This is a genomic window from Streptomyces sp. ISL-1 (genome assembly GCF_018614585.1).
GTDB lineage: Bacteria > Actinomycetota > Actinomycetes > Streptomycetales > Streptomycetaceae > Streptomyces > Streptomyces maoxianensis.
Map to the genome: position 1 here is coordinate 12,831 of NZ_JAGGOI010000047.1, position 14,240 is coordinate 27,070.

The window sequence follows — 14,240 nt, forward strand, 5'->3', positions numbered from 1 at the left end:
TCAGCCCCTTCCCAGGAGCAGCCGGGCCTCGCCGACCGTGATCACCGAGCCGGTCACCAGGACGCCGGCCCCCGCGAACTCGGACTCCTCCTCGGCGAGCGTGATCGCCGCCTCAAGCGCGTCGTCGAGACGCGGCTCGACGACCACCCGCTCGTCGCCGAAGACCTCGACCGCGACCGCCGCCAGCTCGTCCACGTCCATCGCGCGATGGCTCGAGTTCTGAGTGACGACGACCTCCGCGAAGATCGGCTCGAACGCCTCCAGGAAACCCCGGACGTCCTTGTCGCCGGACGCACCGACCACGCCGATGAGGCGGGAGAAACCGAATGACTCGGTGATCCCCGCGGCGCTCGCGCGGGCGCCGGCCGGGTTGTGCGCGGCGTCCAGGACGACCGTCGGGCTGCGGCGCACGACCTCCAGGCGGCCCGGCGAGGTCACCGAGGCGAACGCCTTGCGGATCGTGTCCATGTCCAGCGTGCGGGCCTGATCGGCGCCGATGCCGAAGAACGCCTCGACCGTGGCGAGCGCCACCGCGGCGTTGTGCGCCTGGTGCGCCCCGTGCAGCGGGAGGAAGATCTCTTCGTACTCCCCGCCGAGTCCGCGCAGCGCCACCACCTGGCCGCCCACCGCGACCTCCCGGGAGACGATGCCGAACTCCATGCCCTCGCGGGCGACCGTGGCGTCGACCTCGACGGCCTTCTTCAGCATCACCTGTGCGGCGTCCACCGGCTGCTGCGCCAGGATGACCGTCGCGCCCTGCTTGATGATTCCGGCCTTCTCGACGGCGATCTCGGCGGGAGTGGAGCCGAGCCTGTCGGTGTGGTCCAGGTCAATGGGCATGACGACGGCGACGGACGCGTCGATGACGTTCGTCGCGTCCCAGCTGCCGCCCATGCCGACCTCGACGACTGCCACATCCACAGGCGCGTCGGCGAAGGCGGCGAACGCCATCCCGGTGAGCACCTCGAAGAAGGAGAGCCGGAACTCCTGAGCCGCGTCGACCATTTCGACGTACGGCTTGATGTCCTCGTATGTCTCGATGAAGCGCTCGGCTTCGATCGGGGCGCCGTCCAGGCTGATCCGCTCGGTGACCGACTGGACGTGCGGCGAGGTGTACCGCCCGGTGCGCAGGTCGAATGCGGCGAGCAGGGCCTCGATCATGCGGGCCGTGGACGTCTTGCCGTTCGTCCCCGTGATGTGGATCGAGGGGTACGCGCGCTGGGGCTCGCCCAGCACATCCATCAGCGCCGCGATACGGGCGACCGAAGGCTCCAGCTTGGTCTCACCCCAGCGGCCGGCGAGCTCCTGCTCCACCGCCCGCAGCGCCTTGTCCACCTCCGGGTCTGCAGGCCGGGCGGGCACGCGGTCACCCTGGGGCGACCCGGCCCGCGCGCGCAGGGTACGGCTGCCGGCCTCGATCACCGCCAGGTCGGGGTCACGGTCGGTCTCGGCGTCGACGATCTCGTCGAAAGGGTCGGGCTGCTCGCTCACAGGGGCCAGTCTACGGAGGAGCAGTGACAGGACGTTCACCCCGCCCTTTTCGGAGGGTTTAAGTGCCGCTCTCGCGGTCGGCCGGGGGGTCGGCACGGGGATTGCGGTCGGCACGGGCCTGGACACGAGAGGCCCCGGGGAAACCCCGGGGCCTCTTGTGGGCGACTTCGCTGCGGGCTACGCCTCCGGCAGCCGGTCCAGCTGCGCGGTGATCCGCGCGATGTCCTCCTCCGCCTTGGCGAGGCGGGCACGGATCTTGTCGACCACGTTGTCCGGCGCCTTGGCGAGGAACGCCTCGTTGCCGAGCTTGCCGGTCGCCTGCGACTTCTCCTTCTCCGCCGCGGCCAGGTCCTTCGCCAGCCGCTTGCGCTCCGCGCCGACGTCGATCGTGCCCGACAGGTCGAGCGCGACCGTGGCCCCCGCGACCGGAAGGGTCGCCGTGGCGCTGAAGCCCTCGCCCTCCGGCTGCAGACGCAGCAGCTGGCGGATGGCGGCCTCGTGCGGCGCCAGCGCGGTGCCGTCCAGGGTGAGCCGGGCCGGGACCTTCTGGCCGGGCTGCAGCCCCTGGTCGGAGCGGAACCTGCGGACCTCGGTGACGACCCGCTGGACCAGCTCGATCTCCTTCTCGGCCGCGGAGTCCCGGAAGCCGCTGTCGGCCGGCCAGTCGGCGATGACGACCGACTCCTTGCCGGTGAGCGTGGTCCACAGCGTCTCGGTGACGAACGGGACGATCGGGTGCAGCAGCCGCAGCGTCACGTCGAGGACCTCGCCGAGGACGCGCGCCGAGACCTTCGCTGCCTCACCGCCCGCGAAGTAGGTCGTCTTGGACAGCTCGACGTACCAGTCGAAGACCTCGTCCCACGCGAAGTGGTAGAGGGAGTCGGCGAGTTTCGCGAACTGGTAGTCGTCGTAGTACGCGTCGACCTCGGCGACCACCGCATTGAGGCGGGAGAGGATCCACCGGTCGGTGGCGGACATCTGCGCCGGGTCGGGCAGTTCGCCCTCCACCGTCGCGCCGTTCATCAGCGCGAAACGGGTCGCGTTCCAGATCTTGTTGGCGAAGTTACGGGACGCCTTGACCCAGTCCTCGCCGATCGGCACGTCGGCGCCGGGGTTGGCGCCATTGGCCAGCGTGAAGCGGACAGCGTCGGAGCCGTACGCGTCCATCCAGTCGAGCGGGTCGACCGAGTTGGGGTTCGACTTCGACATCTTCTTGCCGAACTCGTCACGCACGAGACCGGTCAGCGCGATGGTGTGGAAGGGGGGCTCCCCGTCCATCGCGTACAGACCGAACATCATCATCCGGGCAACCCAGAAGAAGATGATGTCGTGCCCGGTGAGCAGGACATCGGTCGGGTAGAACTTCTCCAGGTCCGCGGTCTTCTCCGGCCAGCCCAGCGTGGAGAACGGCCACAGACCGGACGAGAACCAGGTGTCCAGGACGTCGTTGTCCTGCGTCCAGCCCTCGCCGCTGGGCGGCTCCTCGTCGGGTCCGACGCAGAGGACCTGGCCCTCCGGCCCGTACCAGACGGGGATCCGGTGGCCCCACCACAGCTGGCGCGAGATGCACCAGTCGTGCATGTTGTCGACCCAGTCGAAGTAGCGCCTCGACATATCGGCGGGGTGGATCTTGACCCGGCCGTCGCGGACCGCGTCACCGGCGGCCTGCGCGAGCGGCTCGACCTTGACCCACCACTGGAGCGACAGCCGCGGCTCGACCGTGGTCTTGCAGCGGGAGCAGTGCCCGACGGAATGGACGTACGGCCGCTTCTCGGCGACGATCCGGCCCTGCTGGTGCAACGCCTCGACGATCGTCGACCGCGCCTCGAACCGGTCGAGCCCCTGGAACGGCCCGTGGACCGTGATGATCCCGCGCTCGTCCATGACGGTCATCGAGTCGAGCCCGTGCCGCTGCCCGATGGCGAAGTCGTTGGGGTCGTGCGCCGGCGTCACCTTGACGGCGCCAGTGCCGAACTCCGGGTCGACGTGCTCGTCAGCGACGACCGGGATCGTACGGTCGGTCAGCGGCAGCTTGATCCGTTTGCCGACGAGGTGCTTGTACCGCTCGTCGTCGGGGTGGACGGCGACGGCGGTGTCACCGAGCATCGTCTCGGCGCGGGTCGTGGCGACGACGAGGGTCTCGTCGCCCTCGCCGTACTTGATCGAGACCAACTCACCGCTGTCGTCCTGGTAGTCCACCTCGATGTCGGAGATGGCGGTCAGACAGCGCGGGCACCAGTTGATGATGCGCTCGGCGCGGTAGATCAGCTCGTCGTCGTACAGCTTCTTGAAGATGGTCTGGACGGCCCTGGAGAGCCCTTCGTCCATGGTGAAGCGCTCGCGGCTCCAGTCCACACCGTCCCCGAGGCGGCGCATCTGGCCGAGGATCTTGCCGCCGTACTCTTCCTTCCACTGCCAGACGCGCTCGACGAACGCATCCCGCCCCAGGTCCTGACGCGACTTGCCCTCCTCGGCGAGCTGCTGCTCGACCTTGTTCTGGGTGGCGATTCCGGCGTGGTCCATGCCGGGCAGCCAGAGCGCCTCGTACCCCTGCATCCGCTTACGGCGGGTGAGGGCGTCCATGAGGGTGTGCTGGAAGGCATGCCCGAGGTGCAGGCTGCCCGTGACGTTCGGCGGCGGGATGACGATGGTGAACGGCGGCTTCTCGCTCTTGGGGTCCGCCGTGAAGTAACCGCGCTCTACCCAGCGCTCGTAGAGCTTCCCCTCCACCTCGGCCGGCGCGTACTGGGTCGGCAGTTCGGGGTTGCTGGCTGGCTGCTGCTGAGCGTTCTCGGTCACGGGCTCAGTTTAGGGGTGTCACACGGCCGTACTGAAACGGGAATCTTCCGTAACGGTGTGACCCCCGCCGCCCCACGGCACAGCCGCTTGGGCCAGGATGTTCGGACCACATAAGTATCTGGAGGGGAACCCCGTAATGAGCTACAACCAGCCGGGCCCGTACGGCGGACAGCCTCAGCAGCCCGGGCCGTACGGTCAGCCGGGTCCCTACGGCCAGCAGCCGCCGCAGGCCCCGCAGCCCGGCTACGGGTACCCGCAGCAGCCCCCGCAGCCGCAGCCCGGCTACGGCTACCCGCAGCAGCCCCCGCAGGGCGTCCCCCCGCAGCAGGACCAGTGGGGCCAGCCCCAGCAGCCGGGCCCGTACGGACAGCAGCCCCAGTACCCCGGCGGCCAGGTCCCGCCCCCGCCGCCCGCGCCGAAGAAGAAGACGGGCCTGATCATCGGCGCGGTGGTTGTGGCGCTCGCGGTGATCGGCGGCGGCACGTACTTCCTGCTGGGCGGTGGCGGCAACAGTGACGTCGCGGACGACACCAAGGGGTACAAGCTCACGCCGGCGGCCGCAGTCGACGACTACAAGAAGAAGGGCGCCGACAAGTCGGAGCCCCTGACCGCGAAGGACAAGAAGGAAGCCGCCGCGTACGGGATCGAGAACCCGAAGCAGGCGGGCGCCGAGTACGGCTCGGGTTCCGAGAGCGATCCCCTCAAGGGGAAGGTCCTCAGCCTCACCGGGCTCTGGGGTGAGATCTCAGACCCGGAGAAGGCGGTCGACGGCTACTTCACCAGCATCAAGAAGGGCGACGAGGAGGACAAGGAGGACGTCGAGGTCGAGCTCATCGGCAGTCCCACCTCCGTCACGCCTTCCGGCTTCGAGGGCGCACTGATGAAGTGCCAGAACGCCAAGTTCAAGCCGACCGGCTCGGGTTCATCGGCCACTGGCCCCAAGGAGTTCGAGGTCCCGATCTGCGTCTGGGCCGACTACAGCACCATCGCCCAGGTCACCGCCATCGACCTGGCCCAGATGATGGGCACCGGCGGCAAGGGCATGTCGCAGGACCAGGTCGCCGAGCTTGCCGCCAAGCTCTACAAGACCTCGCGCACCAAGGTCTGATCCCTCAGAGGACAACACGAAGGGGCGCCCGGCCAGTTGACTGGCCGGGCGCCCCTTTCGTATGGCTGAATCGGCTGAGTGCTACGCCGACTTGCTACGCCGACTTCTCGTGGCGCCCGTCGTTCTTCACGATCCGCGGCTCCCGCGGCACCAGCGTCGGGTACACGTTGTTGCGCACGACGTCCGCCGTGATGACGACCCGGGCGACGTCCTTCCGCGACGGGACCTCGTACATCACCGACATCAGGACCTCTTCCATGATGGCCCGCAGGCCACGCGCGCCGGTGCCGCGCAGGATCGCCTGGTCGGCGATCGCCTCCAGCGCCGGGAGGTCGAATTCCAGCTCCACGCCGTCCAGTTCGAACAGGCGCTGGTACTGCTTCACCAGTGCGTTGCGCGGCTCGACCAGGATCTTCAGCAGGGCCTCGCGGTCCAGGTTGTGGACCGAGGTGATGACCGGGAGGCGGCCGATGAACTCCGGGATCATCCCGAACTTCACCAGGTCCTCCGGCATGACCTCCTGGAACTGGTCGCTCGCCTCGATCTCGCGCTTGGAGCGGATCGTCGCGCCGAAGCCGATGCCCTTGGCGCCCGCCCGCGACTCGATGATCTTCTCAAGCCCGGCGAAGGCGCCGCCCACGATGAACAGCACGTTCGTCGTGTCGATCTGGATGAACTCCTGGTGGGGGTGCTTCCGGCCGCCCTGCGGGGGCACCGAGGCCGTCGTGCCTTCCAGGATCTTCAACAGGGCCTGCTGGACGCCCTCGCCCGACACATCCCGGGTGATCGACGGATTCTCGCTCTTGCGGGCGACCTTGTCGATCTCATCGATGTAGATGATCCCGGTCTCGGCCTTCTTGACGTCGTAGTCGGCCGCCTGAATCAGCTTCAGCAGGATGTTCTCGACGTCCTCGCCGACGTATCCCGCCTCCGTCAGCGCCGTCGCGTCGGCGATGGCGAAGGGGACGTTGAGCATCCGGGCCAGAGTCTGGGCCAGCAGCGTCTTGCCGGACCCGGTCGGGCCGAGCAACAGGATGTTGGACTTCGCCAGTTCGATCGCGTCGTCCCGGCCCGCTCCGCCGCCGTTCTCGCCGGCCTGGACGCGCTTGTAGTGGTTGTAGACCGCTACCGAGAGGGCCTTCTTCGCGGGCTCCTGCCCGACGACGTACCCCTCGAGGAACTCGTAGATCTCGCGCGGTTTGGGCAGTTCCTCCCACCGCACCTCGGAGGTCTCGGCGAGCTCCTCCTCGATGATCTCGTTGCAGAGGTCGATGCACTCGTCGCAGATGTACACACCCGGGCCTGCGATGAGCTTCTTCACCTGCTTCTGGCTCTTTCCGCAGAACGAGCACTTGAGCAGGTCGCCGCCATCACCGATGCGTGCCACGAGGTGCTTCCCCTTCGCCTGGGAGCAGCTTGGTTCAGCCGACTCCTGGTGCCTCATATCCGACGGTACCTTGCCGGGCCCCCCGTTCGGGCCCCCCTTGGCGCGGTTCACATTGTCGCGTGAGCCACGCCAAGGGCGCCGGTCCGGTCAGGCGGCCGCTGCGGCCGTGCTCTTACGGGTCGAGACGATCTGGTCGACGAGGCCGTACGAAAGTGCGTCCTCGGCGGTCAGGATCTTGTCACGCTCGATGTCGTCACGGATCTTCTCGATCGGCGTGGTGGAGTGCTTGGCCAGCATCTCCTCCAGCTGCGTACGCATCCGCAGGATTTCGTTGGCCGCGATCTCCAGGTCGGAGAGCTGCTCACGGCCGGTCTGCGAGGACGGCTGGTGGATCAGCACACGGGCGTTCGGCAGGGCCATCCGCTTGCCGGGGGTACCGGCGGCGAGCAGCACGGCCGCGGCGGAGGCCGCCTGGCCCATGCAGACAGTCTGGATGTCCGGCTTGACGAACTGCATCGTGTCGTAGATCGCGGTCAGCGCGGTGAAGGAGCCACCGGGGCTGTTGATGTAGATCGAGATGTCGCGGTCCGGGTCCATCGACTCCAGGCACAGCAGCTGCGCCATGACGTCGTTGGCGGAGGCGTCGTCGATCTGCACGCCGAGGAAGATCACGCGCTCCTCGAAGAGCTTCGCATACGGGTCGTACTCACGCACGCCCTGCGAGGTGCGCTCGACGAAGCGTGGGACGACGTAGCGGTTGTCCACTTGCGGGCCGGTGTAGAGACCGCTGGCGGAGGCGCCGGGGAAGATACTCATGTCGGTGTTCACCATCCTGGTGGCGTTCTGTGGGCTGGGGTGGACGGGGCGCGGACTGCCTGGCTCGGGAGCTCGGAGCTCACGGCTCAGGCGCCGGTGCCGCCGCCGCCCGGAACGCCCGAGGCGGCGGAGATGATCTCGTCGATGAGGCCGTACTCCTTGGCCTCATCGGAGGTGAACCAGCGGTCGCGGTCACCATCGCGGATGATCGTCTCCACGGACTGGCCCGAGTGCACGGCGGTGATCTCCGCCATGCGCTTCTTCGTACGGAGCAGGTACTCGGCCTGGATCTTGATGTCCGAGGCGGTGCCTCCGAGGCCGGCCGAACCCTGGTGCATGAGGATGTCGGTGTTGGGGAGCGCGAAGCGCTTGCCGGCGGCGCCACCGGTCAGCAGGAACTGACCCATCGAGGCCGCCATGCCCATGCCGATGGTCACCACGTCGTTCGGGATGTACTGCATGGTGTCGTAGACCGCCATGCCTGCCGTCACCGAGCCGCCGGGGCTGTTGATGTAGAGGAAAATGTCCTTGTCCGGATCGGCGGCAAGGAGCAGCATCTGCGCCGTGATCTTGTTGGCGATGTCGTCGTCGACCTGCTGGCCGAGGAAGATGATGCGCTCGCCGAGCAGCCGGCTGTAGACCTGGTCGCCGAGGCCACCACCGATGGACGGCTCACCCGCGGCGTAAGGCATCAGATTCGTCACGTATCCACCTGCTCGTCTCTGACGGCTGTGACCGTCTCAGCGTCTTCGTACTGGGGGCGGGGACTCCCCTGCCCTCGTATTCATGGACCCTAACGCGCAGGTGGGACAACACCATCCCGGTTCCCGAACTGTTCGCTCGGAGCGCAAGGTACTCAAGGGCACAGCAGTACGACTCGGGCCCCGGGCGCAGGGTGCGTCCGGGGCCCGGCGTAGGGGTCAGCGCGAGGCTCAGGCCTCGTTCTTGTCGGCGTTCTTGTCCGCGTCGGCGTCGTCAGCGGCACCGTCGACGGCGCCCTCGACCGTCTCGGCCTCGTCCTCGTCGTCCTCGAGGTCGATGACCTCACCGTTGCTGTCGGTGACCTTGGCGGCCTCGACAACCACGGCGAGCGCCTTGCCGCGGGCGACCTCGCCCACGAGCATCGGCACCTGGCCGCCTTCGACGACCGCCTGGGCGAACTGGTCGGGGCTCATGCCGGAGGAGGCCGCACGCCGCATGAGGTGCTCGGTGAGCTCCTCCTGGTTGACGTTCAGCTTCTCCCTGTTGACCAGCTCGTCGAGGATGAACTGGGTCTTGATGCCCTTGACCGCCTGCTCCTCGGTCTCGGCATCGAACTCTTCCTCGGTCTTGCCCTGGATCTCCAGGTACTTGGCGAGGTCGATGCCCATCTGGGCGAGCTGGTGGTTCACCAGGTTGTGCTTGCGGGTGTTGACCTCGTCCTCGAGGAGCTTCTCGGGGATCGGCACCTCGGCCAGCTTGAGCAGCTCGTCCAGGACGCGCTCCTGGGCCTGGGTGGCCTGGTCGTACTGCTTCATGTTCTCGAGGCGCTTGCGGCTGTCCGCCTTCAGCTCCTCGAGGGTGTCGAACTCGCTCGCCATCTGGGCGAAGTCGTCGTCGAGCTCGGGGAGTTCGCGCGCGGCGACGGCGGTGACCTTGACGGTGACCTCGGACTCCTTGCCCTCGGCGCTGCCGCCCTTGAGCTCGGAGGTGAAGGTGGCCTCGCCGTCGGCCTCCAGGCCGGTGACGGCCTCGTCGATGCCGTCGATCAGCTCGCCGGAGCCGATCGTGTACTGGACGCCGCTCGCGACGCCGTCCTCCAGGACCTCGCCGTCGACCTTGGCCTCGAGGTCGATCGTCACGATGTCACCCTCGGCCGCGGCGCGCTCGACCGGGTTGGTGGAGGCGAAGCGCTCACGCAGCTCCTCGACCGACTTCTCGACGTCCTCGTCGCTGACCTCGACGGCGTCGACGGTGACCTCGATGCCGGAGTAGTCCGGGATCTCGATGGCCGGGCGGATGTCGACCTCGGCGGTGAAGGCGAGCGTCTCGCCGTCCTTCAGCTCCGTGATGTCGACGTCGGGCTGGCCGAGCGGATTGACCGCGGCCTCGTTGACCGCCTCGGTGTAGAACTTCGGGAGGGCGTCGTTGACCGCCTCCTCCAGCACCGCACCACGGCCGAACCGCTGGTCGATCACTCGGGCCGGAATCTTGCCCTTCCGGAAGCCCTTGACCGTGACCTGCTGGTTGATCTTCTTGTACGCCGCGTCGAGGCTGTCCTTGAGCTCCTCGAAGGGCACCTCGACAGTGAGCCGAACCCGAGTCGGGTTCAGGGTCTCCACGGCGCTCTTCACGGTTCGGTCTCCTTGTGGCTGATTCTGAGGTTCTGCGTCCGCCGCATTGGATGCGGCTCAGCGGATCGGCCCGGCTCTCCGTCAGACTCGCCGACTGTTCGTCGGACGCGTCGGACACACGGGCACGCAGCTTGCATAGTAGCCGCACGGAGGATGAGCCCCACAATGCGATCTTGAAGGGCGATGGTGGTGATGGTCGGGGTGGCCGGATTCGAACCGACGACCTTCCGCTCCCAAAGCGGACGCGCTACCAAGCTGCGCCACACCCCGTCGGTGCGACACGTAGGGTACATGGCCGCAGGCCATGCGGCTCCCGCATTCTCCGTGGGGCATTGAGGGAGGCGTTGCGGCCGGAATGGGGTGTGCGTCACCGGCCCCGGACCCGCTACGATGCTCTTCGTGACCGCGGGCCTCGCGACCTGCGGTGCGCTGCTTGCGGGCGTAGCTCAATGGTAGAGCACTAGTCTTCCAAACTAGCTACGCGGGTTCGATTCCCGTCGCCCGCTCTCTTCAGACCTCAGGCCCGGCTCGGTTGCAGTTCACCGAGCCGGGCCTGAGGCGTTTCCGGATCAGAAGTTGATCTGGTTGATGGTGTCGGCTATCGAGTCGAGAAACCTGTTGATCGACGGCGCCATGCCCGTCGAGGCGAGGAAGAAGCCGAAGAGCACCGCGACAATCGCGGGTCCGGCCTTGATGGAGCCACCGCGGATCAGCACCACGAGGATGATCGCCAACAGAAGCACCACAGATAGTGAAATGGCCACAACTGATCACACCCTCGGTCGGTCCGCCTTGCCGGCCCGGGAGCGTGCGGCCCAGCACACCCCCGCCTTGACCATCGTGCCACCAACAGCCCAGAACATGCGGCCCGCTGACGAATCATCGACGACGGGTTCACGCCATCCGCGCGCCCGCGCGCGCCTGTACGAAGGGAAGACTCGGCCGCCGGGGTGAAATGCGGGAAGGAATTCGGCCTGATCGTTGCCATGCCCGCACACGTCGCTCACGAGAAATTCGAAGGTGGCCGGTGAGGGAATTCACGTGGTCACAAAGTCGTGGCGATATGCACCATTTAAGGGGTATTAACTAGGGCATAGTGGGCGGTTGGTGGCTGTTTCAGATTCGAATGGGGGACACCTGGAGAAGGTTTTACGAAATCGAATCGGCGAGACTAAGGTGCCTCAGATGTTCCACGCTCCGCATGGATATGAGAGGGCCCCGCTCCCCCAGGCCCGGGAGACGGAGCCCGTCCGTACGACGCAGAAGACGGCGGCTCCGGCCGTCCCTGCGCCTGTCGAGAAGGCCGCCGCGAAGTCCACCAGGCGAGACGCCTACTTCGACAACGCGAAATATCTGGCCATGGTGCTCGTGGCCGTCGCCCACGCGTGGGAGCCGGTGATGGAGGGCAGCCGCGCCACCCGGGCGCTGTACATGCTCGTCTACACCTTCCACATGCCGGCCTTCATCGTCGTCTCCGGATACTTCTCGCGGAGCTACACCGGCCGCCCCGACCAGCTCAGACGCTTGCTGACCGGGATCGCCCTGCCATACGTCGTCTTCGAGGTGGTCTACTCCCTCTTCCGGCGGTGGGCGCAGCACGCCCCCGAGCAGCCGATCAGCCTGCTCGACCCCTTTTATCTGACCTGGTTCCTGGTCGCCCTGTTCATCTGGCGGCTGACGACGCCGCTGTGGCGGCTGATCCGGTGGCCGCTGCCGGTCGCGCTCGCCCTGGCCTCGCTGGCCGCGCTGACGCCGAACATCGGGGCGGACCTCAATCTCCAGCGCGTACTGCAGTTCCTGCCGTTCTTCGTGCTCGGGCTGTGCCTGAAGCCCGAGCACTTCCAGCTGGTGCGGCGGCGCGAAGTGCGGCTGCTCTCGCTGCCGCTCTTCGCGGGCGCGGGCGTCTTCGCGTACTGGGCCGCTCCCCGGATGGATCTGGGCTGGTTCTACCGCTCCAGCAGCGCGCAGGACCTGGGTGTGCCGTGGTGGTCGGGGATTGTGATGACCCTCGGGTTCTTCGGGTGCGCGGTGCTGCTCTCGGCCGGGTTCCTGGCGTGGGTGCCGCGCCGCAGGATGTGGTTCACGGTGCTGGGCGCGGGCACGATCTGTGGCTATCTGCTGCACGGCCTGCTGATCAAGGCCGCGGACTACGGGCATGTCTTCGAGACGAACACCTGGCTGAGCGAGCCGGGCGGCGAGATCGTGGTGACGCTGGTCGCGGCGGCCGCTGTGACACTGCTGTGCACGCCGCCGGTGCGGCGGGTGATGCGCTGCGTGACCGAGCCGGAGATGACGTGGGCGTTCCGGCGGGACGTTACGGAGCTGGGGCCCCGGCGCTGAACCGCTGACCTGCTGACCCGCTGAAACGACGGAGCTGGAGCCGGCGCCGGATCCACCGAGCCGGGCCCGGCGCTGAACCGCTGAATCGACGGAGCTCCCGCGGGCGCTGACCCGCTGAATCAGGCGGTGGGCCGGCCGCCGGGCAGGCCCAGCAGGCCGCGCACCTTCGCGTACTTCGCCGTCAGCCGGGTCCGCGTCGCCTCGTCGAGGGCGGCGAGGCGCGCCGGGTCGGCGTTGTGCGCGAGGTCGGCCTCCTTGACGAGGCGGGCGCCGGGCGTGGCCAGAATGCGCCGGGTGTAGCTCTCCAGATCCTCGCCCTTGCTCTTGGTGAGGGCGAGAACCATGTCCTTGACGGACTGCGGCAGCGCGGCCGCCTCCAGCCACTCGCGGGAGAGTGCGTCGTCCTCGACGGAGTCGTGCAGCCACCCGGCGGCGATCTGCTCCTCGCTCCCGCCCCGGGTGCGTACGCCCTCCGCGACGGCAGCGAGATGCTCGGTGTACGGCCGTCCCGATTTGTCTGTCTGGGCGGCGTGCGCCTCACGGGCGATGGCCTCGACCTCGGTGAGCGTGAGATACGGCATGGGACGACTGTACGGGCGTACGGTGCCCGTTGGGCGGCCGTTCAGCCGGGGGCGGGGGTGGTCGGGCCAGTCAACGCGCGGCGATCCGCGCCGAGTTCACGCGCCCGAGGCTGTCCGCGGCGCAGCCGGACAGGGGATGCAGGCGGACAGGGGATGCGGGCGGATCGGGGGTGGGGCGCGGATCGGGGGTGGGGCGCGGCCTGCCCCGCGCTCACGCCTGCCGGCAGAGCAGCAGCAGCGCCCGGTCGTCGTTGACGTCCTTCGCGACGGCCTCGATCAGGTGCCAGGCCGCGCCCTCGAAGCCGGAGGCGACATAGCGGTCGGCCTCGCCGGTGAGGCGGTCGATGCCCTCACTGATGTCGCGGCCGGAGGCCTCCACCAGGCCGTCGGTGAAGAGCATCAGTACGTCACCGGGCCGCAGGGAACCCTTCACCGCGTCGAACTGTGCCCCGTCGTAGACGCCGAGCAGCGGGCCCTCGGTGTCCATCTCCTCCCAGCGGCCACTGCCTGCGTGGAGCTGGAGCGCGGGCAGATGGCCTGCCGACAGCAGCTCGTAGTCCCCCGAGTCCAGATCCAGGACGAGGTGGATGGAGGTGGCGAAGCCCTCGTCCCAGTCCTGGCGGAGCAGATAGCCGTTGGCCGCGGGCAGGAAGCCGTGCGGCGGCAGCGAGCCGAGCAGGCCGCCGAACGCGCCTGACAGCAGCAGCGCGCGGGACGCCGCGTCCATGCCCTTGCCGGAGACGTCGGTGAGGACGACCTCGAGCGTGCGGCCGCCGTTGGTACGCGCCGCGACCACGAAGTCCCCGGAGAAGGACTGGCCACCGGCCGGGCGCAGCGCCATCTCCCGGTGCCAGCCCTTCGGCAGCCGCGGCAGGGCGCTCTGTATTCGGATGCGCTCGCGCAGGTCGAAGAGCATTGTTCCGCCGCGCCGCCAGGGCACGCCGACCCGCGCCCGGAACTGCGCGATGAGCAGGCCGAAGAAGCCGCATGCGGCGACCACCAGGACCGTGCCCGGGGTGACGGTGGCCGGGCCCGCGGTGTACGGGCCGAGCACGACAGACTCGACGATCAGAGCCGCCGCGGCCGCCGCGTACAGACCCAGCAGGCTCGCCGGGCGCAGCAGCAGACCGCCGGCCACGATCGGCAGGACCAGCGCCGCCGGGGACACCCAGGCGGGCATCACGACCGTGCCCCAGGTGAAGGCGGGGATGGTCAGCAGCAGCCCGGCCAGCGCGATCCAGTCGGATCCGTCGCCGCGGAAGTAGTCGACGCCGGATTTGCGCAGCGCGATACGTGCCCGGTGCACTGCCTTCCGCAACCGGGCCGTGTACGAGTCTGCTGCAGAGCCGAGGGCCATTGCCGTGGACCCTATCCACCCGCCCGCG

At 68.3% G+C, this 14,240-nt stretch carries 11 protein-coding genes and 2 tRNA genes; 3 read left to right on the forward strand and 10 right to left on the reverse strand.

Annotated elements, in window-relative coordinates; all coding sequences use genetic code 11:
- Together J7E87_RS29480 and J7E87_RS29485 are read right to left on the reverse strand one after the other, a co-directional pair.
- Positions 1-1,491, reverse strand: coding sequence for a folylpolyglutamate synthase/dihydrofolate synthase family protein (locus J7E87_RS29480; RefSeq protein WP_215097650.1), 1,491 nt, complete (start codon positions 1,489-1,491; stop codon positions 1-3).
- Positions 1,492-1,668: 177 nt separating this feature from the next.
- Positions 1,669-4,290: a valine--tRNA ligase gene (locus tag J7E87_RS29485; protein WP_215097651.1), complete on the reverse strand. Its 2,622-nt coding sequence runs from the start codon at positions 4,288-4,290 to the stop codon at positions 1,669-1,671.
- Positions 4,291-4,426: 136 nt separating this feature from the next.
- Here J7E87_RS29485 and J7E87_RS29490 point away from each other — a divergent pair, with 136 nt between their 5' ends.
- Positions 4,427-5,398, forward strand: coding sequence for a hypothetical protein (locus J7E87_RS29490; protein ID WP_215097652.1), 972 nt, complete (start codon positions 4,427-4,429; stop codon positions 5,396-5,398).
- A 94-nt stretch (positions 5,399-5,492) separates the two neighbouring features.
- Here J7E87_RS29490 and clpX read toward each other — a convergent pair whose 3' ends face one another.
- From clpX to J7E87_RS29515, 5 genes are all read right to left on the reverse strand, one after another.
- A complete protein-coding gene (clpX, locus tag J7E87_RS29495) occupies positions 5,493-6,785 on the reverse strand; it encodes an ATP-dependent Clp protease ATP-binding subunit ClpX (RefSeq protein WP_215097653.1) in 1,293 nt (430 codons plus the stop codon).
- 147 nt (positions 6,786-6,932) lie between these two features.
- Positions 6,933-7,616 carry an ATP-dependent Clp protease proteolytic subunit gene (locus J7E87_RS29500; protein WP_285427428.1) on the reverse strand — a complete coding sequence of 228 codons (684 nt, stop codon included), beginning with the start codon at positions 7,614-7,616 and terminating at the stop codon, positions 6,933-6,935.
- Between the two features lie 71 nt (positions 7,617-7,687).
- On the reverse strand, positions 7,688-8,293 hold the full coding sequence (locus tag J7E87_RS29505) for an ATP-dependent Clp protease proteolytic subunit (protein WP_215097687.1): 606 nt from the start codon (positions 8,291-8,293) through the stop codon (positions 7,688-7,690).
- A gap of 240 nt (positions 8,294-8,533) precedes the next feature.
- On the reverse strand, positions 8,534-9,934 hold the full coding sequence (tig, locus tag J7E87_RS29510; protein ID WP_215097655.1) for a trigger factor: 1,401 nt from the start codon (positions 9,932-9,934) through the stop codon (positions 8,534-8,536).
- A gap of 193 nt (positions 9,935-10,127) precedes the next feature.
- Positions 10,128-10,204 (reverse strand) — tRNA-Pro (locus J7E87_RS29515).
- 165 nt (positions 10,205-10,369) lie between these two features.
- On the opposite strand from J7E87_RS29515, the gene J7E87_RS29520 reads away from it, so the two are divergent.
- Positions 10,370-10,440 (forward strand) — tRNA-Gly (locus J7E87_RS29520).
- 63 nt (positions 10,441-10,503) lie between these two features.
- On the opposite strand, the gene J7E87_RS29525 is transcribed toward J7E87_RS29520, so the two are convergent.
- Complete coding sequence (locus J7E87_RS29525; protein WP_215097656.1) at positions 10,504-10,698, reverse strand: hypothetical protein; 195 nt, start codon at positions 10,696-10,698, stop codon at positions 10,504-10,506.
- 421 nt (positions 10,699-11,119) lie between these two features.
- On the opposite strand from J7E87_RS29525, the gene J7E87_RS29530 reads away from it, so the two are divergent.
- Complete coding sequence (locus J7E87_RS29530; RefSeq protein WP_215097657.1) at positions 11,120-12,274, forward strand: acyltransferase family protein; 1,155 nt, start codon at positions 11,120-11,122, stop codon at positions 12,272-12,274.
- 119 nt (positions 12,275-12,393) lie between these two features.
- Here the strand turns inward: J7E87_RS29530 and J7E87_RS29535 are convergent, their stop codons facing one another.
- Both J7E87_RS29535 and J7E87_RS29540 read right to left on the reverse strand, forming a co-directional pair.
- A complete protein-coding gene (locus J7E87_RS29535) occupies positions 12,394-12,855 on the reverse strand; it encodes an HD domain-containing protein (protein WP_215097658.1) in 462 nt (153 codons plus the stop codon).
- Between the two features lie 211 nt (positions 12,856-13,066).
- Complete coding sequence (locus J7E87_RS29540; RefSeq protein WP_215097659.1) at positions 13,067-14,212, reverse strand: PP2C family protein-serine/threonine phosphatase; 1,146 nt, start codon at positions 14,210-14,212, stop codon at positions 13,067-13,069.
- Positions 14,213-14,240 lie beyond the last annotated feature (28 nt).

What these genes read in the sequence shown, in the direction of transcription:
- J7E87_RS29490 (WP_215097652.1), top strand. Translation starts at nt 4,427, where the DNA reads ATGAGCTACAACCAGCCGGGCCCGTACGGCGGACAGCCTCAGCAGCCC.
- J7E87_RS29500 (WP_285427428.1), bottom strand. Translation starts at nt 7,616, where the DNA reads ATGGTGAACACCGACATGAGTATCTTCCCCGGCGCCTCCGCCAGCGGT.
- J7E87_RS29505 (WP_215097687.1), bottom strand. Translation starts at nt 8,293, where the DNA reads ATGCCTTACGCCGCGGGTGAGCCGTCCATCGGTGGTGGCCTCGGCGAC.
- J7E87_RS29530 (WP_215097657.1), top strand. Translation starts at nt 11,120, where the DNA reads ATGTTCCACGCTCCGCATGGATATGAGAGGGCCCCGCTCCCCCAGGCC.
- J7E87_RS29535 (WP_215097658.1), bottom strand. Translation starts at nt 12,855, where the DNA reads ATGCCGTATCTCACGCTCACCGAGGTCGAGGCCATCGCCCGTGAGGCG.
- J7E87_RS29540 (WP_215097659.1), bottom strand. Translation starts at nt 14,212, where the DNA reads ATGGCCCTCGGCTCTGCAGCAGACTCGTACACGGCCCGGTTGCGGAAG.